A 17,802-nucleotide genomic window follows, 5' to 3' on the forward strand; every position below is an offset into this window, starting at 1 on the left:
CCACGCTCCGCATCACCAGTCCGCTGGCCGGCTTCGGCCCGAACGACGTCGACTTGCGGGGCATCATCACGCCCTGCCGGGCCAGGTCGAAAACGACGCCCTCGTGCACCGGGTGCATCAGGACGGCGGTGCCGCCGAGTTGACGGGCGAGCCGGACCGCGGCCTCGGCGTCGTGGATGTAGCGGATGTGCTCGGGGGAGTCCGGCACCCGCCAGACGTGGTCGAGCAGCAGGCTGTGCAGCACGGTCGCGTCCAGCCGCCGCCATGGCTCGGGCCGGTCGTCGGGCACCGTCTCACGCAGGAGCACGGCGTCCGGCCGGTCCAGGAGGTGGAAGTCCTCGCCCGCCAGCAGGAAGGCGTTCCCAGCACGCCCGGCCGCCGCACCAGGGCCCGCGCCCTCGGGCTCCCCGCTCGCCGTCGCCAGTGCCTCCAGCGCCTCCGCCAGGCCTTGGGCGGCCAGCCGCCGTACCCGGAAGGCGCCGCGCGCGGCGGCGAGGGCGGCGCCGGGCGCGAGTTCGGGCAGCACCCGGTGGATCGCGCGCACCCGCAGCGGATAGCGGGCGCTGTCCACGAGCAGCACCAGGCCGTAGTCCCAGCCGGTGCCGGGCGGGTGGTCGGCCTGGAGCCGGCGGTAGGTGGCCCAGCGGTGGTGCCCGTCGGCGATCAGGGCCTGGCGGGCGGCGAGTTCGGCGTCGACCGCGGCCAGCTCGGCGGGGTCGGTCAGCGCCCACAGCCGGTGCCGTACGCCGTCCTCGGTGGTGATCGCGAGCAGCGGTTCCGCGCTGCCGGCAGTGCGTTCGACGATTGCGGCGGTGGCGGGTCCGTCGCGGTAGGAGAGCAGCAGGGGTTCGAGGTTGGCCCCGGTCGCGCGCATCAGGGCGGCGCGGTCGGCGACCGGCCCGGGCATGACGTCCTCGTGCGGGAGGACGGCGCCCTCCTCGGGGCCGCTGAGCCGCAGGGCGCCGATCACCCCGCGCTGGAGGTGGTCGCCGTCGCGCTGCTCGTAGACGTAGAGGGCGGGGGCCGGGTCCTGGGCGAGGACCCCGCGGTCGAGCCAGGTCGCCAGGGTGCGGGCGGCCTTGCGGTGCCGGGCGTCGGGGGTGGTGGCGTCCGGGAGGATCAGCCGGACCACGTTGTACGGGTCGGCGGTCTCCAGATGGCGCTGGCCGTCGGGGCGTACCACGACGTCGTACGGCGGCGAGGTGACGGCGGCCAGGCTGCCGACGTGCTCCCGTACGAAGCGCAGCCCGCGGAACGGCGCCAGGTGAGGGCCCCGCGGGTGGTCCTGATCGGTGTCGGTCATCCGCGCATGCTACGACGCCCTCGCGGCGCCGGGGCCGATCGGCATGGGGGATGATCGAGGGGTAGCCCACCGACGAGGAGCGAGCCCCGCCATGACGTACCGCACCAGCCCGCACCGCAGCGACGAGCCGCTGGACACGGCGTACGACACCGCGCTGCTGGACCTCGACGGCGTGGTGTACGCGGGCGGGGAGGCGATCGCGCACGCGGTGGAGTCGCTGGGCACCGCGCGGCGGCAGGGCATGCACCTCGCCTACGTCACCAACAACGCCTCGCGTACGCCGGACGCGGTCGCCGAGCATCTGACGAGGCTGGGGGTCCCGGCGGGGGCGGACGACGTGATCACCTCGGCGCAGGCGGTGGCGCGGCTGATCGCGGACCAGGTGCCGGCCGGTGCGAAGGTGCTCGCGGTGGGCGGGGAGGGGCTGATGGTGGCGCTGCGCGAGCGCGGCCTGGTCCCGGTGGACTCCGCGGACGACGACCCGGTGGCGGCGGTGCAGGGGTACGGTCCGGACCTGCGGTGGTCCCAGCTGGCGGAGATGGCGTACGCGGTGAACCGGGGGGTGCCGTGGTTCGCGTCGAACACGGACCTGACGATCCCGAGCGGGCGGGGCATCGCGCCGGGCAACGGCGCCGCGGTGCAGGCGGTGCGGATCGCGACGGGCGGTGACCCGCAGGCGGCGGGCAAGCCGCTGCCGCCGATGCACCGGGAGACGGTGCTGCGTACCGGCGCGCGGCGGCCGCTGGTGGTGGGGGACCGGCTGGACACCGACATCGAGGGGGCGTTCGCGGGCGGGGTGGACTCGCTGCTGGTGCTGACGGGGGTGACCGACCCGGCGGCGCTGCTGGCGGCCGAGCCGAAGCACCGGCCCACGTATGTCGGGCGGGATCTGCGGGAGTTGCTGGTGGCGCAGCCGCCGGTGGAGGTGGGTGCGGCGGGGGCCGCCGTGTGCGGGGGGTGGAGTGCGTCGGCCGCGGGCGGGGTGCTCGCGGTGGAGGGCGACGGCGACCCGCTGGACGGGCTGCGGGCGCTGTGCGGGGCGGCCTGGAGCAGTGCGGGCGAGGGGAGTTGCGGCCTGGACGCGGGGAAGGCGGTCGGGCGGCTGGGGCTGTAGAGCGCCGTCGGGCCGGGCACCGCGGGCGGTGGTGCGTCCGGCGCCGCCCCGAGCATCCACCCTATGACGCAGGTCACGTCGCGATGTCGCACGCGGTGTAGACCGGATCGGGCCCGACGAGCGTATGCCCGGTGAGACCGAGCAGACCCGGGAGCGATCGTTGACCGTCGAGGAGTTCGAGGAGTTCTACGCGCAGACGGTCGGTCGGCTGACCGGCCAGTTGTACGTGATGCTCGGCGATCACCAAGAGGCGCAGGACGTCGTGCAGGAGGCGTTCGTCCGCGGTTGGAGCCGGCGGCGCCAACTGCGGTCCGACGCACGCCCGGAGGCTTGGGTGCGTACGGTCGCGTGGCGGCTGGCGGTGAGCCGCTGGCGGGGCCGGCGGCGTACCGCGGAGGCATGGCACCGGACCGGGCCGCCGGTAACTGCGGAGGGTCCTGGGCCGGAGCCGGTGGTGCTGGTGGAGGCGCTGCGCGAGCTGCCGCCGAAGCAGCGCCGCACGCTGACCCTGCACTACGTCTGCGATCTGAGTGTGGACCAGATCGCGGCGGAGACCGGGGTGTCGGTGAGCACCGTCAAGACGCATCTGGTCCGGGGCCGCTCGGCGCTCGCCCACCTCCTGAACGATCCGCGGCACGAGGAGGCTTCCGGTGCCTGAACACCGCGACGCGCACGGCGACTTCGACGACCTGGGCGGCCTGCCGGGGCCCTTCGGCGGGTCCGGTCCTGATGGTCCTGATGGTCCGGACGAGCCGCTGCGCGCCCTGTTCAAGTCGGCCGCCGCCGACGGGCAGGCCAGGACGCGTTCCGCGCCGCCGGCGGAGGTCCGGGCGCGGGGAGCGGCGCGGCGCCGACGGCGTGCGGCGGTGGCCGCGGCCGCGCTGTCCGTGGTGCTCGCCGGAACAGCCGCGGGGCTGGTCTCGGCGCTGCCGCGCGGCGGCGGCTCCGTACCGCCCGGCAGCACGAGCAGCGGCGGGGGCGGGTCCGCCACCGCGCCGGGCACCGCGAGCAGCGGCCCGGTGCGCGGCGCGGACCCGGCCGGCACCACGCTGTCCCGGGCGCCCTCGACCACGACCAGCGTGCGGGGCACCGGCGCCGCGGACGGTGCCACCGGGCTGCCGTCCTCCCCGGCGAGCACCACACCGGCCTACCCGCGGACCACGGCGCCCTGAGCGCCCGCTGCCCGCACACCCGTACCCCCGTATCCCGAACGCCCGCTTCCGATCGACGGCTTCGCATCCTGATCCCGATATCCCGCACCGCCCCCGCCCGCGCGCCCCGGCCGCCAGGGCGCGGTGCCGTACGTCCGGACGCAGCCCGAAAGGTCCGTTCATGACGATCTCCCCTGCCCTGCCGACCGTCGAGGCGGCCGAGTCCGAGCCGGAGCGCCCTGGTGCGCGGCGCCGGCGCCCCTTCTCGGTGCGGCGCTTCACCGGCCGGCTGACGCGTGCCGACCGCGACGTGCTGTGGCTGTACGTCCTGACGCGGGCCGGGCTGTGGGGCACGGAGTACTGCGCCCGCTGGCTCTTCCCGGCCGACGGGGACAGCCGCCACCCGGCGGCGGTCCTCGCGCCGTGGCAGCAGTGGGACTGGGCGTATTACCTGCACATCGCGCGGGACGGCTACTTCCCGGCGGGCGCGCCGGGCCCCGGCCAGGTCGGCTGGGACAACCGGGAGGCGTTCTTCCCCGGCTTCCCGCTGGTGCTGCGGGCGGTGCACACGGTGATCGGCGACTGGACGGCGGCGGGGCTGACCGTCTCCTTCGCCGCCGGCGCGGTCGCGGTGGTGGCGCTGGGGCGGATAGCCGGGCTGGACCAGCCGGGTGCGGGCGCGCCGCGGCGGACGGCCGCGCTGTTCCTGCTGTCGCCGTGTGCGGTGTTCCTCGCCGCGGGCTACACCGAGTCGCTGTTCCTGGCGCTGGCGCTGCCCGCGTGGCTCGCGGCCCGCCGGGAGGAGTGGGGGCGGGCGGCGGTGCTGGCGTGCCTGGCGTGCACGGTGCGGGTGTCCGGGCTGTTCCTGGTGGCGGCGCTCGTGGTCCAGCTGCTGGTGGCGGTGCGGCGGCCGCGCGACCTGCGCCCGCTGCCGTGGCTGGCGCTGCCCGCGCTGCCGCCGCTGCTGTACAGCGCCTACCTGCACTCGCGTACCGGCGACTGGCTGGCGTGGAAGGACGCGGAGGACCGGGGCTGGGCGCGGCAGTTCCACAGTCCGTGGAGCGCCTGGCACCACACGTGGACCGCGGCGTTCGGGCACACCCAGGGCACGGGGTACGCGGTGATGTTCCAGGCCGAACTGGTCGCGATGGCCGCCGGGACGGTGCTGCTGGTGTTCCTGCTGGTGCGGCGCCGGTGGGCGGAGGGGGTGTACGTCGGGCTGAGCCTGTGGGCGCTGGGCACGTCGTACTGGTACATGTCGATCCCGCGGGCGGCGCTGCTGTGGTGGCCGCTGTGGACGTCGCTGTGCGCGGCGACTGCGGTCCGGCCGCGGCTGCGCACCGCCTACTTCGCGGTGGCCGGGCCGCTGGGCACCGTGCTGGCGCTGGCCTTCTTCACCGGGCGGTGGGCGGGGTGAGGGCGGCCGGGCGGTGCCCGGCGGCGGTCAGGCGGCGGCCGTCTGTGCTTGCGCCTCGGCCGCGGCGACGGCGGCGCGGAGCAGGTCGTCCTCGGTGCGGCCCTGGCGCCAGTAGCCGGTGAACGAGACCGCCTTGCGGTCCATTCCGCGCTCGGTCACCAGGTGGCGGCGCAGCGCCCGTACGCAGCCGGCCTCGCCGGCCAGCCACGCGTAGGGCGCGGCCCCGTCGGGGGCGGCGGTGGCGCGTACGGCGTCCAGCAGGGGTGTGGTGCGGTCGTGGCCGGCGCGGACCAGCCATGTGACGCGGGCGTCGGCCCGGGTGGGCAGGTGGCGGCGGTCGTCGGGGTGGCCGACCTCGACGAAGGCGCGGACCGGCAGTCCGGCGGGGAGCGCGGCGAGGATGTTCGCCACCGCGGGGAGCGCGGTCTCGTCGGCGGCGAGCAGCACCCAGCCGGTGCCGGCCGGCGGGCGGAACTCGATGCCGCCGTTGTCCTCGACGACGGGTGCCAGCAGCGCGACGCGGTCGCCGGGGCAGGCCCGCGCGGCCCAGCGGGAGGCCGGGCCGAGGTCGCCGTGCAGGGCGAAGTCGATGTCGAGTTCGGCGGTTTGCGGCCGGACGGCGCTGACGGTGTAGGTGCGCATCACGCCGCGCAGGTCCGGGTCGAGGCCGCGCCAGCGGGCGTACCAGTCGTCGTCGAGGACCTTGGGCAGGACGGGCGCGGACTGGCCGGGGCGCGGCAGGAAGAGCTTGACGCGCTGGTCGCGGCCGCCGGTGACGATCCGGGCGAGGCCGGCGCCGCCGAGCACGACGCGGCGCAGCGTGGGGGACAGCTGCCGGGTGCGCACGACCCGCGGGTGGAAGAACTGGTACGGGCGCTCGTTCACGGGGCGGTCGTTCACGGTGTCAGACCAGCTTCTTCGCGGAGGTGATGGCGTGGGTGAGGGCGTCGATCCGGTCGGCGCACTTGGCGTAGGAGAAGATCGGCTCGCTGGGCCAGCCGACGACCTGGCCGCCCTTGACCGCAGGGAGCTTCGTCCAGGTGGGCTTGCCGGTGAGGTCCTTGGGCTGGAGGGTGGCGGTGCGGTTGTCGAGCATGATGATGTCCGCCTGGTACTTGTCGGCGTTCTCCCAGCTCAGCGTCTCGAAGAAGCCGCCCTTGACCTGGTTCGGGACGATGAAGTCCACCCCGAGGCTCTGGTAGTAGCGCAGGTCGGAGGCGGCGGCGGGGGTGGAGACGTACAGCGAGTCGGCGCTCGCCGAGCCGGCCATGACGGTGATGCCGGGGTGCGCTTTGACGGCCGCGCGCAGGGCGGCGGAGGACTTCTCGAAGCGGGCCTTCTGGGCGGCGTTGGTGCCGGCGGCCATGTCGGCGCCCAGGGACGCGGCGAGTTCGGCGTAGCGCTGGAGCGGCGTGGTGAGGGGGACCCCGGCGACGTTGATGCCGACGCTGGGCGCCAGGGCGAGGATCTTCGCGGAGCTGTCGTCGGGGACGAACCAGAGCGTGGGGGCCTGGTACATGTGGCTGACGAGCAGGCCGGGGTTCAGGGCGGCGTACTTCTCGATGTTGAACTCGCCCCAGGTGTTGCCGATCACGGTGAGTTTCTTCACGTCGAGGTCGCCGGCCATCGGGTCGGGCGAGCCGTCCTTGAGGGTGGTCGGGCCGAAGACGCCGGTGCACTCGACGCCGTAGTCGCGCAGGGCCGCGGCGGTGCCGGTGTAGGCGACGAGGTTCGCGGGTATGCGGTCGGCCTTGGCGGTCTTCTTGCGGTCGTCGGTGAAGCTCCAAGGGCCGCCGGCCTTGGTGTCCTTGCCGCCGGAGGAGGCCGCGGCGGTGTCGGAGCCGGAGCCGGACGACCCGCCGCACGCGGCCAGCAGCGCGCCGAGACCGACGGACCCGCCCGCGGCGAGCACCCCTCGGCGCGACGGTTCGGAGACTGGGGCGAAACGGGACGCGTGCATGGGGCTACCGCTCTGCTCGAAGTGGACTGGCGAGGGTAGGCTAACCTAAGTCCGTGCTGGTCGACCGACACTCCCCGCCCCAGGCGGACACCGGGCCCCCGTCCGCCCCAGCGCGCGGCAGCGTCGCGCGCGCCGACGCGCGCCGGGCCGCCGGGCTGCTGCTGGCCGTCGGGCTGCTCGCCTTCGTGGTGGTGGCGAGCATCGCGATCGGCGCGCGGAACGTGCCCGTCGGCCACGTGTGGCACGGCCTGTTCCACTACACCGGCACGGACGACGACGTGGTCATCCGCAAACTGCGGCTGCCCCGTACCGTACTCGGCCTGGTCGTCGGCGCCGCGCTCGGTGTCGCCGGGGCCGCCATGCAGGCGCTGACCCGCAACCCGCTCGCCGACCCGGGCCTGCTCGGCGTCAACGCCGGTGCGGCCGCCGCCGTGGTCTCCGGGATCAGCTTCCTCGGGGTCACCTCCACCACCGGCTACGTCTGGTTCGCGCTGGTGGGCGCCGCGGTGGTCTCCGTGCTCGTCTACGCCATCGGCGGCAGCCGCTCGGCGACCCCGGTACGGCTCGCGCTCGCCGGCACCGCCATCACCGCGCTGCTCCAGGGCTGGACCACCGCCGTCGAACTCACCGACAAGGTCGCCCTGGACCGGATGCGCTTCTGGCAGGTCGGCTCGCTCGCCTCGGCGAACATGTCCACCGTGCGGGACGTCGCGCCCTTCCTCGCGGTCGGCGCGGTGCTCGCCCTGGCCACCGCCCGCCCGCTGAACGCGGTCGCGCTCGGCGACGACACAGCGCGCGGCCTCGGCGCGAAACTCACCCGCACCCGCGTGCTGGTGATGGCCGCGATCACCCTGCTGTGCGGCGCCGCGACCGCCGCGTGCGGGCCGATCGTCTTCGTCGGCCTGATGGTGCCGCACGTGGTGCGCGGCATCACCGGCCCCGACATGCGCTGGATCATCCCCTACGCCGCGGTGCTCTCGCCGGTGCTGCTGCTCGGCTCCGACGTCATCGGACGGGTCGTCACCCGGCCCGCCGAACTCCAGGTCGGCATCGTCACCGCCGTCATCGGCGGCCCCGTCTTCATCGCGCTGGTCCGACGCCGAAGGATGGCCGAACTGTGAGCCGGACCCTGACCCGGACCCCCGGCCGGAGCACGGCCCCGCACCGGACCGTGCTGCGCCGAGGCCACCTCTCGCTGCCGGTCGACCGGCGCTCGCTGCTGGTCTGCGCGGGCCTGCTGGTGGTCGCGCTGGCCATCTCCGTGGTGCTCATCGGCACCGGCGACTACCACATCGCCCCGCTCGACGTGGTGCGCAGCCTCACCGGCCACGGCGACGCCGGGCAGGACTTCATCGTGCGCCAACTGCGGCTGCCGCGGGTCGTGGTGGCGCTGCTGGTCGGCGCGAGCCTGGGCATGGCCGGCGCCGCCTTCCAGACCGTCTCCCGCAACCCGCTGGGCAGCCCGGACGTCATCGGCTTCGGCCAGGGCTCGGCGGCCGGCGCGCTGATCGTGATCGTGCTGCTCAAGGGCTCCTCGTACCAGGTCGCGATCGGCGCGGTCGCCGGCGGGCTGCTCACCGGGATCGCGGTGTACCTGCTGGCGTGGAAGCGCGGCGTGCACGGCTACCGGCTGGTGCTGGTCGGCATCGGCGCGTCCGCGGTGCTGTCGGCGGTCAACAGCTACCTGCTGGTCAAGGCGGACATCGTGGACGCGGCCCGGGCCGTGGTGTGGATCACCGGGTCGCTGGACGGCCGCGACTGGTCGCAGGCGTGGCCGCTGCTCGGCGCGGCCGTCGTCCTCATGCCGACCCTCGTCATCAGCGGACGCGCGCTGAGGATCACCGAGATGGGTGATGACGCCGCCAGCGCGCTGGGTGTACGCGTCGAGCGCGTCCGGCTCGTCACGGTCCTGGCGGCGGTGCTGCTCACCGCCTCCGCGACCGCCGCCGCGGGCCCGATCTCGTTCGTCGCGCTCACCGCACCCCAACTGGCGCGCCGCCTGACCCGCTCGCCCGGCGTCGCCCTCGTGCCCTCCGCCCTCATGGGCGCGACCTTGCTGGTGGCCGCCGACTGGGCCGCCCAGCGCGCCTTCGGGACGGGCGAGGTGCCGGTCGGCGTGGCCACCGGGGTGCTCGGCGGCGGCTACCTGCTGTGGCTGCTGGTCAGCGAGCGGAAAGCGGGGCGGATATGAGCGGCAAGCAGTCAGCGCGGCCGGCGACGGCCCGACCGGGAAAGGGGTTCCGCCGGATGTTCCGCGGCACCGACAAGTCGACAACCGCCACCGCGAAGACGCCGGGCCGCGGCCAGGACGGCGAACCGTCCGGCGGCTCCCGCCTCACCGCCGAGTCCGTCACCCTCGGCTACGACCAGCGGGTCATCGCGGAGGACCTCTCGGTCGCGATACCCGACCGCTCCTTCACCGTCATCGTCGGCCCCAACGCGTGCGGCAAGTCCACCCTGCTGCGCGCCCTGTCCCGGCTGCTCAGGCCGGCGCAGGGCCGGGTGCTGCTCGACGGGCACGCGATCGGCTCCCTCCCGGCGAAGGCCGTGGCCAGGACCCTCGGCCTGCTCCCGCAGAGTTCGGTCGCGCCCGACGGCATCACCGTCTCCGGGCTGGTCGCCCGCGGCCGCTACCCGCACCAGGGCCTGCTGCGGCAGTGGTCGCCCGAGGACGAGCGGATCGTCGACGAGTCGATGGCCGCCACCGGCATCGACGCCCTCGCCGATCGCTTTGTCGACGAACTCTCCGGCGGGCAGCGGCAACGCGTCTGGATCGCGATGGCCCTCGCCCAGCAGACCCCGCTGCTGCTCCTCGACGAGCCGACCACCTTCCTGGACATCCAGCACCAGATCGACGTCCTCGACCTGTGCGCCGAACTCCACGAGCAGCACGGCCGCACCCTCGTCGCGGTCCTGCACGACCTCAACCAGGCCGCCCGCTACGCCACGCACCTCATCGCCATGAAGGACGGCCGGATCGAGGCCCAGGGCCCGCCCGCCGAGATCCTCACCACCGAACTGGTCGAGCGCGTCTTCGGGGTGCGGTGCCGGATCATCGACGACCCGGAGAGCGGCACGCCCCTGGTGGTGCCCGCCGCCCGGCGCGCGGCGGCCAAGACCGATGACGCGGCCGAAGGCGACGAGGAGCGTACGGACGCGGCAGAGGGGGACGAGGACCGTACGGCCACGGCCGAAGACGGCGCGGAGGACCGCACGGACCGGGGCGGTGGCGCTACAGCAGCGAGCGCAGCCTCAGCAGGTCCCGCAGGCTCGCCTGCACCCTGACCCGGCCGGAGCCCCACGCCTTCGCGAAGTTCAACTCGCCGCCGACCAGCCCGACCAGCACGTCGCCGGTCATCGCCAGCCGGATCTGCGCCTTCTGCCGGGGGGCGCCCGGCACCGTCACCACGTCCTGGATGCTGCTGCCCGCCAGCTTGCCGGCGAAGGTGACGTCCAGGTCCGTGAGGTGGCAGCTCAGCGAGCGTTCCAGGGCGGTGGCGTCGCGGACGGCGCCCTCGGCCTTCGCGAGGTTCGCCGCAAGGGTGTCGAGCGCGCTGCGGCACTCCTCGATGGTGGCCATCGGCTGAGATGTCTCCCGGTGGTCGGTACGTCCGGATGACGGTACCGCAGGGCCCGCGCTCGGGGAGCGGCGACGGAAAGAGGTAGCGTCGTCACCGCGTGCACCAGTGGGCGGCGACATGCGCCGACGGCGAGGCGAGGAGTGTGAGCGATGCGGGACGCGCTGCGTACCTGTCTGCAGATCGCGGGCGGCCTGACCGAGGCCACCCGCCGCCGTGCGGCAGAGGCCGCACGGGAGATGCTCGACCAGGCGGGTATCGACCCGGCGGCCCTCCAGGAGCGGATCGGCGCGGCCATCCCGCAGGAGGTGCAGACCCTCGCGGACGAGCTGGTCGCCTCCGGCCGGGCCAACCGCGACCTGCTGCTCGGCATCGTCCGCGAGGAGGTCGACAAGGCGATGAGCCGAGTCGGCCGGCTCGCCGACGAGGTCACCAAGGTCGGCGTCGTCCTGGAGGCGCTGGAGCGCCGGATCAGGAACCTGGAGCAGCCCGGGGCCGACACCGGTCCGGACGGCGCCCCGGGCGCGGGCCGTACCCGGGCCCCGGCTCCCACCCCCACCGCCACCGCCAAGGAACGGGCGCAGCGCACCCCGCCTGCGGCGCCACCCGTCGAACACGTCCGGGTCGACACCGAACCGGCCCCCACCTCGGTCGCCAACCCCCGCAGGACCGCCGCGCCCGGGAAGCCCGCGTCCGCGAAGCCCGCACCGGCGAAGAAGGCCGCACCGGCAGCGAAGAAGACGGCAGCCAAGAAGACCGCAGCCAAGAAGACCGCCGCGAAGCAGGCACCCGCGAAGCAGGCCGCGCCCAAGAAGACGGCCGCCAAGAAGGCAGCAACCACGGGCTCCCCCGCGGAGGAGACCGCCGCACGGCCCACACCGGCGAAGCAAACACCGGCGAAGCAGACGCCCGCCAAGAAGGCCCCCGCGAAGACGACGCCCGCCAAGCAGGCCGCCGCCAAGAAGACCGCGGCCGCGAAGAGCACCCCGGCCAGGAAGGCCCCCGCCAAGCGCACCCCGGCGGCGGGGTCCGGCGGTACGGGGACGCCCGCCACCCCAAAGGGCACGGGCGATGAGTGAAAGCTACGATCTGCCGGGACTCGACCCGCACCCCCACCCCCCGGCGGAGCCGCCCGCGGCGCAGCAGACCGCCCCGGCCCCGAGCGAGGAGCCGGGCGGGGCGGCCGAAGCCTCGCAGCGGGTGGAGCCGTTGGGGGTGGCGGTCGAGGCGACGGGGAATGCTGACGTCGACGCCGCGGTTGAGCGGCTGCGGGACGCGGACGCGCTCCCCACCGACGCGCACATCGAGGTCTACGAAGATGTGCACGCAGGACTGCGGAACGCACTGACCGCGCTGGACGAGAACAGGGGCTGAACCGTACGTGGCACGACGCCGACTCGACGCTGAGCTGGTGCGCCGGAAACTCGCGCGCTCCCGCGAGCACGCCGGGCAGTTGATCGCCGCAGGCCGGGTGACCGTGGCCGGGGCGACCGCGACCAAGTCGGCCACGCAGGTGGAGACCAGCGCGGCCCTGGTCGTCGCGAAGGACGACGGCGACCCGGACTACGTCTCGCGCGGCGGCCACAAGCTGGCCGGTGCGCTGGCCGCCTTCACCCCGCGCGGCCTGACCGTGGCCGGGCGCCGCGCCCTGGACGCCGGGGCCTCCACCGGGGGCTTCACCGACGTGCTGCTGCGCGCGGGCGCCGCCGAGGTGGTCGCGGTGGACGTCGGCTACGGCCAACTCGCCTGGTCGCTCCAGAGCGACGACCGGGTCACCGTCAAGGACCGCACCAACGTACGGGAGTTGACGTTGGAGGCGATCGACGGCCGGCCGGTCGGCCTCGTCGTCGGCGACCTGTCGTTCATCCCGCTCGGCTTGGTGCTGCCCGCGCTGGTGCGGTGCGCCGCGCCGGACGCGGACCTGGTGCTGATGGTGAAGCCGCAGTTCGAGGTGGGCCGGGAGCGGCTGGGCAGCGGCGGCGTGGTCCGCAGCAGCCGACTGCGCGCCGAGAGCGTGCGGAAGGTGGCCGAGCAGGCCGCCGTACTCGGGCTGGGAGCGCTCGGCGTCACCGCCAGCCCGCTGCCCGGCCCGTCCGGGAACGTGGAGTACTTTCTGTGGCTGCGCTCCGGCGCCCCCGCGCTGGACCCGGCCGAAGTCGACCGTGCTGTGGCGGAGGGGCCCCGATGAGCGAGCTGTCCAATACGTCCGAATCCGCGTCCGAGGCCGGGTCCGAGCCCGGGTCCGGGGCCGCGTCCGTGCCCGCGGCTGCCGCCGATCCGGCGGACGGGTCCGCGGCCGCCGGCCGCACCGTCTTCCTGCTGACCCACACCGGCCGCGAGTCGGCGATCCGCAGCGCCGAGCGGGTGGTGCACGGGCTGATGCGCTGCGGCATCGGGGTGCGGCTGCTGGAGGACGAGGCCGCGGACCTGCCGCTGCCGCCCGCCGTCGAACTCGTCGGCGAGGTCGGTCCGGGTTCGGTCCAGGGCTGCGAACTGATCATCGTGCTGGGCGGTGACGGCACCCTGCTGCGCGGCGCGGAGTTCGCCCGCGCCTCCGGGGTGCCGATGCTCGGCGTCAACCTCGGCCGGGTCGGCTTCCTCGCCGAGGCCGAGCGGGACGACCTCGACAAGGTCGTGGACCGGGTCGTCACCAAGGAGTACGAGGTCGAGGAGCGGATGACCCTCGACGTCCTGGTGCGCAACGACGGCCGGATCGTCCACACCGACTGGGCGCTCAACGAGGCGTCGGTGGAGAAGGCGTCCCGCGAACGCCTGCTGGAGGTCGTCACCGAGGTCGACGGCCGCCCGGTCTCCGGGTTCGGCGGCGACGGCGTCGTGTGCGCCACGCCGACCGGCTCCACCGCCTACGCGTTCTCCGCCGGCGGGCCGGTGGTGTGGCCGGAGGTCGAGGCGCTGCTCATGGTGCCGATCAGCGCGCACGCGCTGTTCGCCCGGCCGCTGGTCACCTCGCCGCGGTCGGTGCTGGCGGTCGAGGTGCAGCCGCAGTCCCAGTACGGGGTGCTGTGGTGCGACGGGCGGCGCACCGTCGAACTGCTGCCCGGTGCCCGGGTGGAGGTGCGGCGCGGCGCCGTACCGGTCCGGTTGGCCCGGCTGCACCACGCCTCGTTCACCGACCGCCTGGTGGCGAAGTTCGCACTGCCCGTCTCCGGCTGGCGCGGGGTCGTCGTGCCCTGACCCACCGGGGTGGTCCGGTGCGGTCGGTACCCCCGACTCATGCGAACGGGTACCCCGGGCGGTCCCACGGCCAGCCGAAACCTCGTATGGTCGTATCCGTGTTGGAGGAAATGCGGATTCGGTCGCTCGGAGTCATCGAGGATGCCGTGGTGGAGCTGTCCCCCGGCTTCACCGCGGTGACCGGCGAGACCGGCGCGGGCAAGACCATGGTCGTCACCAGCCTGGGGCTGCTGCTCGGCGGCCGCGCCGACCCGGCGCTGGTGCGGATCGGCGCCAAACAGGCGGTGGTCGAGGGCAGGATCGGCCTCGACCCGCAGGCGCCGGCCGCGGTGCGGGCCGCTGAGGCGGGTGCCGAACTGGACGACGGCGCGCTGCTGATCAGCCGTACGGTGTCGGCCGAGGGCCGGTCCCGCGCGCACGTCGGCGGCCGCGGGGTGCCGGTCGGCCTGCTGGGCGAACTCGCCGACGAACTGGTGGCGGTGCACGGCCAGACCGACCAGCAGGGGCTGCTGCGCCCGGCGCGGCAGCGCGAGGCCCTGGACCGGTACGCGGGCGACGCCGTCGCCGGCCCGCTGGCGACGTACGGCGCGGCCTACCGGCGGCTGCGCGAGGTCGCCGAGCAGCTCGACGAGCTCACCACCCGCGCCCGGGAACGCGCCCAGGAGGCGGACCTGCTGCGGTTCGGCGTGGAGGAGATCTCCGCGGCCGAGCCGCTGCCGGGCGAGGACACCGAACTGGCCGCCGAGGCCGAGCGCCTGGGCAACGCCGAGGCGCTGGCCGCCGCGGCCACGCTCGCGCACGCGGGCCTGGCCGGCAACCCCGAGGACCCCGAGGGCGTCGACGCGGGCACCCTGGTGGCGGCCGCCCAGCGCGCCCTGGACGCGGTCAGCGCCCATGACCCGGTGCTCGCCGACCTCGCGGCCCGGCTCGGCGAGATCGGCATCCTCGCCGGGGACGTCGCCGGGGAGCTGGCCGGATACGCCGACAACCTCGACGCGGACCCGCTGCGGCTGGCCGCCGTCGAGGAGCGGCGGTCCGTCCTGGCCCACCTGGTCCGCAAGTACGGCACCGACGCCGCCGACACGGCGGAGGGCGGCGGCATCGACGCGGTCCTCGCCTGGGGCCGGCGCAGCGCCGCCCGGCTGGACGAACTCGAGGGCGACGACGACCGGATCGCCGAACTGACCGCCGAACGCGACGCGCTGCGCGCCGAACTCGGCGCGCTCGCCCAGCGCCTGACCGACGCCCGTACGGAGGCCGCCGAGCGGTTCGCGGTCGCCGTGACCGCGGAACTCGCCGAACTGGCGATGCCGCACGCCCGCGTCACCGTCGGCATCCGCCAGACCGAGGCGGCCGACCCGGACGCCGGCGTGGAGGTCGGCGGCCGCGCGGTGCTCTACGGGCCCACCGGCGCCGACGAGGTCGAACTGCAACTCGCCCCGCACCCGGGCTCCCCGGCGCGCCCGATCGCCAAGGGCGCCTCGGGCGGCGAGCTGTCCCGGGTGATGCTCGCCGTCGAGGTGGTCTTCGCCGGGTCCGACCCGGTGCCCACCTACCTCTTCGACGAGGTGGACGCCGGGGTCGGCGGCAAGGCCGCGGTCGAGGTCGGCCGGCGGCTGGCCCGGCTGGCGCGCACCGCCCAGGTCGTCGTCGTCACCCACCTGCCGCAGGTGGCCGCGTTCGCCGACCGGCAGCTGCTGGTGGAGAAGACCAACGACGGGTCCGTCACGCGCAGCGGCGTGTCCGTCCTCGAAGGCGAGGACCGGGTGCGCGAGCTGTCCCGCATGCTCGCCGGGCTGGAGGACTCGGAGCTGGGCCGCGCCCACGCCGAGGAACTCCTCGCCGCGGCCAAGGCGTCCCGCTGAGCCCCCGCCCCTCGCAGCGCCACGCCCGGCCGGGCCAGGGGCGCGGCGTACGAACGCGAGTCACTACGGCGAGGAGCCGCACACGGTGAACCGGAGCAGCGGGCACGTATCGGTCGCCGCGTCGGCGGCAGCGGCCACCAGGGCCGCCTACCGGCAGCTGCGGCGCCGCCCCCCGGTGGAGGCGCGGATGTGGCAGCGCACCAACTACGCGGGCCGGGGCGTGGAGTTGTACGGCGGGCTGGCGGCGGCGGCCGGCGCGGCGACGGCGATGGCCGCCGCCCGCGGGGTGAGCGTACGGGCCCGGATCGCGGCGGTCGGCGCGGCGCTCGCGGCCGGCGCGTGCGGTGCCTACGACGACCAGAAGGGCGTCCCCGGCGAGCGCGGCTTCGCCGCCCACCTGGGCGCGTTGCGCGAGCGGCGGCTGACCTCGGGCGGGGTGAAGCTGCTCGGCATCGGCGCGGCGGGCCTGGCCGCGGGCGCGCTGCTCAAGGCCCGGCCGCTCGACCAGGTGCTGGCCGGCGTCGTCATCGCGGGCAGCGCGCACGCGGTGAACCTCGCCGACGTGGCGCCCGGCCGCGCCGCGAAGGCGGTGATCACGGCCGGGCTGCCGGGGCTGCTGCGGCGCGGCCCGGGCGCGGTGCTCGCCTCCGCGCCGCTCGGCGCGGCCGCCGCGGTGCTCGGCGACGACCTGCACGAGCGGACCATGCTCGGCGACGCGGGCGCGCACGCGCTGGGTGCGGCGCTGGGCGCGGCACTCGCGCTCGCCGACGGGCGCGGCGCGCTGGTCGCGCACGCCGCGGTCGTGGTCGCGCTGGCCGCGGTGGGGGACCGGGTGGGGGCGGGGCAGCGGTTCTGGAGCGCGCCGGTGGTACGCCGGTTCGACGCCTGGGGTCGAACGCCCCACCCGTACGGGTGATCCGGGGCGCGGACGGGCGGCATTCGCGCCCTCCTGGGCGGTCAGGCCCGGGCCAGGGCCTGGCATCCTGGAGCGGGCGCCGGCAGCCGCGCCCCCTTCGCCCGCGGCCTTCCGCGGCCGTGTCCGCGCACCCCGAGTCAGGAGCCCCTCCCGCGTGAGCAGCAGCCCGCACCCCCTTCAAGGGCAGCTCCACGCCGTGCACGTACTGGGCGCGGCGGCGGGCGCGCACGTCCGCTCGCTGTCCGCCGGGCTCGTGGCACGCGGGGTGGACGTCACCGTCTGCGGCCCGGCCGGGACCGACACCGAGTACGGCTTCGGGACCGGCGGGGCCCGCTTCCTGCCCGTCGACGTCGGCCGCAGCGCGGCCGCCGACGGCCCCGCGCTGGCCGCGCTGCGCACCGCCTTCAGCGGCGCGGGCGTCGTCCACGCGCACGGCCTGCGGGCCGGGTTGCTCTCCGCGCTCGCGCTCGGCGGCCGCAGGGTGCCGCTGGTGGTGACCTGGCACGGCGGCGAGACGCCCGCGGACGGCCGGGCCGGGCCGATGGTCCGCTGGCTGGAGCGCCGGGCGGTGCGGGCGGCGACGGTGGTGCTCGGGGTCTCCTCCGACCTGGTCGACCGGGCCCGCGGCCACGGCGCCCGCGACGTGCGGCTGGCGCCGGCGGCCGTACCGCGGCCGCAGCCCAGACCGCCGCTGCTGCCGGCCGACGGGGAGCGCAGGAAGCAGCGCGTGCGGGCCGAGTTCGGCGCCGAGGAGCGGCCGCTGCTGCTGGCCGTCGGCCGGCTCGAACCGGCCAAGGGGTACGACTTCCTGCTGACGGCCGCCGCGTACTGGGCCGACTCCGAACTGCGGCCGCTGCTCGCGATCGCGGGGGAGGGGCCGCAGCGGGCGGCGCTGGAACAGCGCGTCGAGGCCGAGAAGTTGCCGGTGGCGCTGCTCGGGCGGCGCGACGACGTGCCCGAACTGCTGTCCGCCGCCGACCTGGTGGTGCTGCCCAGCCGCTGGGAGGGGCGCCCCCTGATCGCGCAGGAGGCGCTGCACGCCGGGGTGCCGCTGGTCGCCACCGCGGTCGGCGGCACCCCCGAACTCGTCGGTGACGCCGCCCACCTGGTGCCCTACGGCGACCCCTACGTCCTGGCGCGCGCCGTCGTGGACCTGCTCGCCGACCCCGAGCGCCGGGCCGCCCTGGCGATCGCGGGCCGCGCCCAGGCGGCGACCTGGCCCACCGAGGACGACACGGTCGCCCAGGTCCTCAGCATCTACGACGAACTGGCGGGCCCCTGAACCGCCGGGATTCCAGGGGCC

At 75.7% G+C, this 17,802-nt stretch carries 18 protein-coding genes; 14 read left to right on the top strand and 4 right to left on the bottom strand.

Annotated elements, in window-relative coordinates; translation table 11 throughout:
* The coding region (locus AC3ERT_RS19745; protein ID WP_435175707.1) for a DUF1015 family protein at positions 1 to 1,303 on the bottom strand (1,303 nt) is incomplete at its 3' end.
* A 91-nt stretch (positions 1,304 to 1,394) separates the two neighbouring features.
* On the opposite strand from AC3ERT_RS19745, the gene AC3ERT_RS19750 reads away from it, so the two are divergent.
* The 4 genes from AC3ERT_RS19750 to AC3ERT_RS19765 all read left to right on the top strand — a co-directional run bounded on the left by AC3ERT_RS19750 (position 1,395) and on the right by AC3ERT_RS19765 (position 4,985).
* On the top strand, positions 1,395 to 2,417 hold the full coding sequence (locus tag AC3ERT_RS19750) for an HAD-IIA family hydrolase (protein WP_435131555.1): 1,023 nt from the start codon (positions 1,395 to 1,397) through the stop codon (positions 2,415 to 2,417).
* Between the two features lie 124 nt (positions 2,418 to 2,541).
* Positions 2,542 to 3,075 (top strand): SigE family RNA polymerase sigma factor, encoded by a 534-nt coding sequence (locus AC3ERT_RS19755; RefSeq protein ID WP_335982189.1) that lies wholly within the window; start codon positions 2,542 to 2,544, stop codon positions 3,073 to 3,075.
* A complete protein-coding gene (locus AC3ERT_RS19760) occupies positions 3,068 to 3,589 on the top strand; it encodes a hypothetical protein (RefSeq protein ID WP_435131556.1) in 522 nt (173 codons plus the stop codon). The genes AC3ERT_RS19755 and AC3ERT_RS19760 overlap by 8 nt, the downstream gene beginning before the upstream one ends.
* A gap of 160 nt (positions 3,590 to 3,749) precedes the next feature.
* Positions 3,750 to 4,985 (top strand): mannosyltransferase family protein, encoded by a 1,236-nt coding sequence (locus tag AC3ERT_RS19765; protein ID WP_435175709.1) that lies wholly within the window; start codon positions 3,750 to 3,752, stop codon positions 4,983 to 4,985.
* Positions 4,986 to 5,012: 27 nt separating this feature from the next.
* Here the strand turns inward: AC3ERT_RS19765 and AC3ERT_RS19770 are convergent, their stop codons facing one another.
* Together AC3ERT_RS19770 and AC3ERT_RS19775 are read right to left on the bottom strand one after the other, a co-directional pair.
* Positions 5,013 to 5,885 (bottom strand): siderophore-interacting protein, encoded by an 873-nt coding sequence (locus AC3ERT_RS19770; protein WP_435175711.1) that lies wholly within the window; start codon positions 5,883 to 5,885, stop codon positions 5,013 to 5,015.
* A 4-nt stretch (positions 5,886 to 5,889) separates the two neighbouring features.
* Complete coding sequence (locus tag AC3ERT_RS19775) at positions 5,890 to 6,945, bottom strand: ABC transporter substrate-binding protein (RefSeq protein ID WP_435175713.1); 1,056 nt, start codon at positions 6,943 to 6,945, stop codon at positions 5,890 to 5,892.
* A 56-nt stretch (positions 6,946 to 7,001) separates the two neighbouring features.
* Here AC3ERT_RS19775 and AC3ERT_RS19780 point away from each other — a divergent pair, with 56 nt between their 5' ends.
* Genes AC3ERT_RS19780 through AC3ERT_RS19790 form a run of 3 tightly spaced genes read left to right on the top strand, consistent with a single transcriptional unit; the run spans position 7,002 to position 10,230 of the window.
* Positions 7,002 to 8,066: a FecCD family ABC transporter permease gene (locus tag AC3ERT_RS19780; RefSeq protein ID WP_435175827.1), complete on the top strand. Its 1,065-nt coding sequence runs from the start codon at positions 7,002 to 7,004 to the stop codon at positions 8,064 to 8,066.
* Positions 8,063 to 9,136, top strand: coding sequence for a FecCD family ABC transporter permease (locus AC3ERT_RS19785; RefSeq protein ID WP_435175715.1), 1,074 nt, complete (start codon positions 8,063 to 8,065; stop codon positions 9,134 to 9,136). Before AC3ERT_RS19780 ends, AC3ERT_RS19785 begins: the two co-directional genes overlap by 4 nt.
* Before the next feature lie 56 nt (positions 9,137 to 9,192).
* Entirely contained in the window at positions 9,193 to 10,230 is a 1,038-nt protein-coding gene (locus tag AC3ERT_RS19790) for an ABC transporter ATP-binding protein (protein WP_435131562.1), read from the top strand.
* On the opposite strand, the gene AC3ERT_RS19795 is transcribed toward AC3ERT_RS19790, so the two are convergent.
* Positions 10,178 to 10,525, bottom strand: a complete 348-nt coding sequence (locus AC3ERT_RS19795; protein ID WP_435131564.1) for a sterol-binding protein — start codon at positions 10,523 to 10,525, stop codon at positions 10,178 to 10,180. The two genes, AC3ERT_RS19790 and AC3ERT_RS19795, sit on opposite strands and share 53 nt — an antisense overlap.
* A 150-nt stretch (positions 10,526 to 10,675) precedes the next feature.
* On the opposite strand from AC3ERT_RS19795, the gene AC3ERT_RS19800 reads away from it, so the two are divergent.
* The 7 genes from AC3ERT_RS19800 (at position 10,676) to AC3ERT_RS19830 (ending at position 17,781) form a co-directional block, all read left to right on the top strand.
* Positions 10,676 to 11,602: a histone gene (locus AC3ERT_RS19800; RefSeq protein WP_435175717.1), complete on the top strand. Its 927-nt coding sequence runs from the start codon at positions 10,676 to 10,678 to the stop codon at positions 11,600 to 11,602.
* Positions 11,595 to 11,897, top strand: a complete 303-nt coding sequence (locus tag AC3ERT_RS19805) for a hypothetical protein (RefSeq protein ID WP_435175719.1) — start codon at positions 11,595 to 11,597, stop codon at positions 11,895 to 11,897. Before AC3ERT_RS19800 ends, AC3ERT_RS19805 begins: the two co-directional genes overlap by 8 nt.
* 7 nt (positions 11,898 to 11,904) lie before the next feature.
* Positions 11,905 to 12,711, top strand: coding sequence for a TlyA family RNA methyltransferase (locus AC3ERT_RS19810; protein ID WP_335982205.1), 807 nt, complete (start codon positions 11,905 to 11,907; stop codon positions 12,709 to 12,711).
* Positions 12,708 to 13,718 carry an NAD kinase gene (locus AC3ERT_RS19815; RefSeq protein WP_435131569.1) on the top strand — a complete coding sequence of 337 codons (1,011 nt, stop codon included), beginning with the start codon at positions 12,708 to 12,710 and terminating at the stop codon, positions 13,716 to 13,718. The genes AC3ERT_RS19810 and AC3ERT_RS19815 overlap by 4 nt, the downstream gene beginning before the upstream one ends.
* A gap of 86 nt (positions 13,719 to 13,804) precedes the next feature.
* A complete protein-coding gene (recN, locus tag AC3ERT_RS19820; protein ID WP_335982207.1) occupies positions 13,805 to 15,583 on the top strand; it encodes a DNA repair protein RecN in 1,779 nt (592 codons plus the stop codon).
* A gap of 85 nt (positions 15,584 to 15,668) precedes the next feature.
* Positions 15,669 to 16,499 (top strand): hypothetical protein, encoded by an 831-nt coding sequence (locus AC3ERT_RS19825; protein ID WP_335982209.1) that lies wholly within the window; start codon positions 15,669 to 15,671, stop codon positions 16,497 to 16,499.
* Positions 16,500 to 16,653: 154 nt separating this feature from the next.
* Positions 16,654 to 17,781, top strand: coding sequence for a glycosyltransferase family 4 protein (locus AC3ERT_RS19830; protein WP_335982211.1), 1,128 nt, complete (start codon positions 16,654 to 16,656; stop codon positions 17,779 to 17,781).
* The last annotated feature ends 21 nt before the right edge of the window (positions 17,782 to 17,802 follow it).

It is taken from the genome of Actinacidiphila sp. bgisy145 (assembly GCF_057708125.1).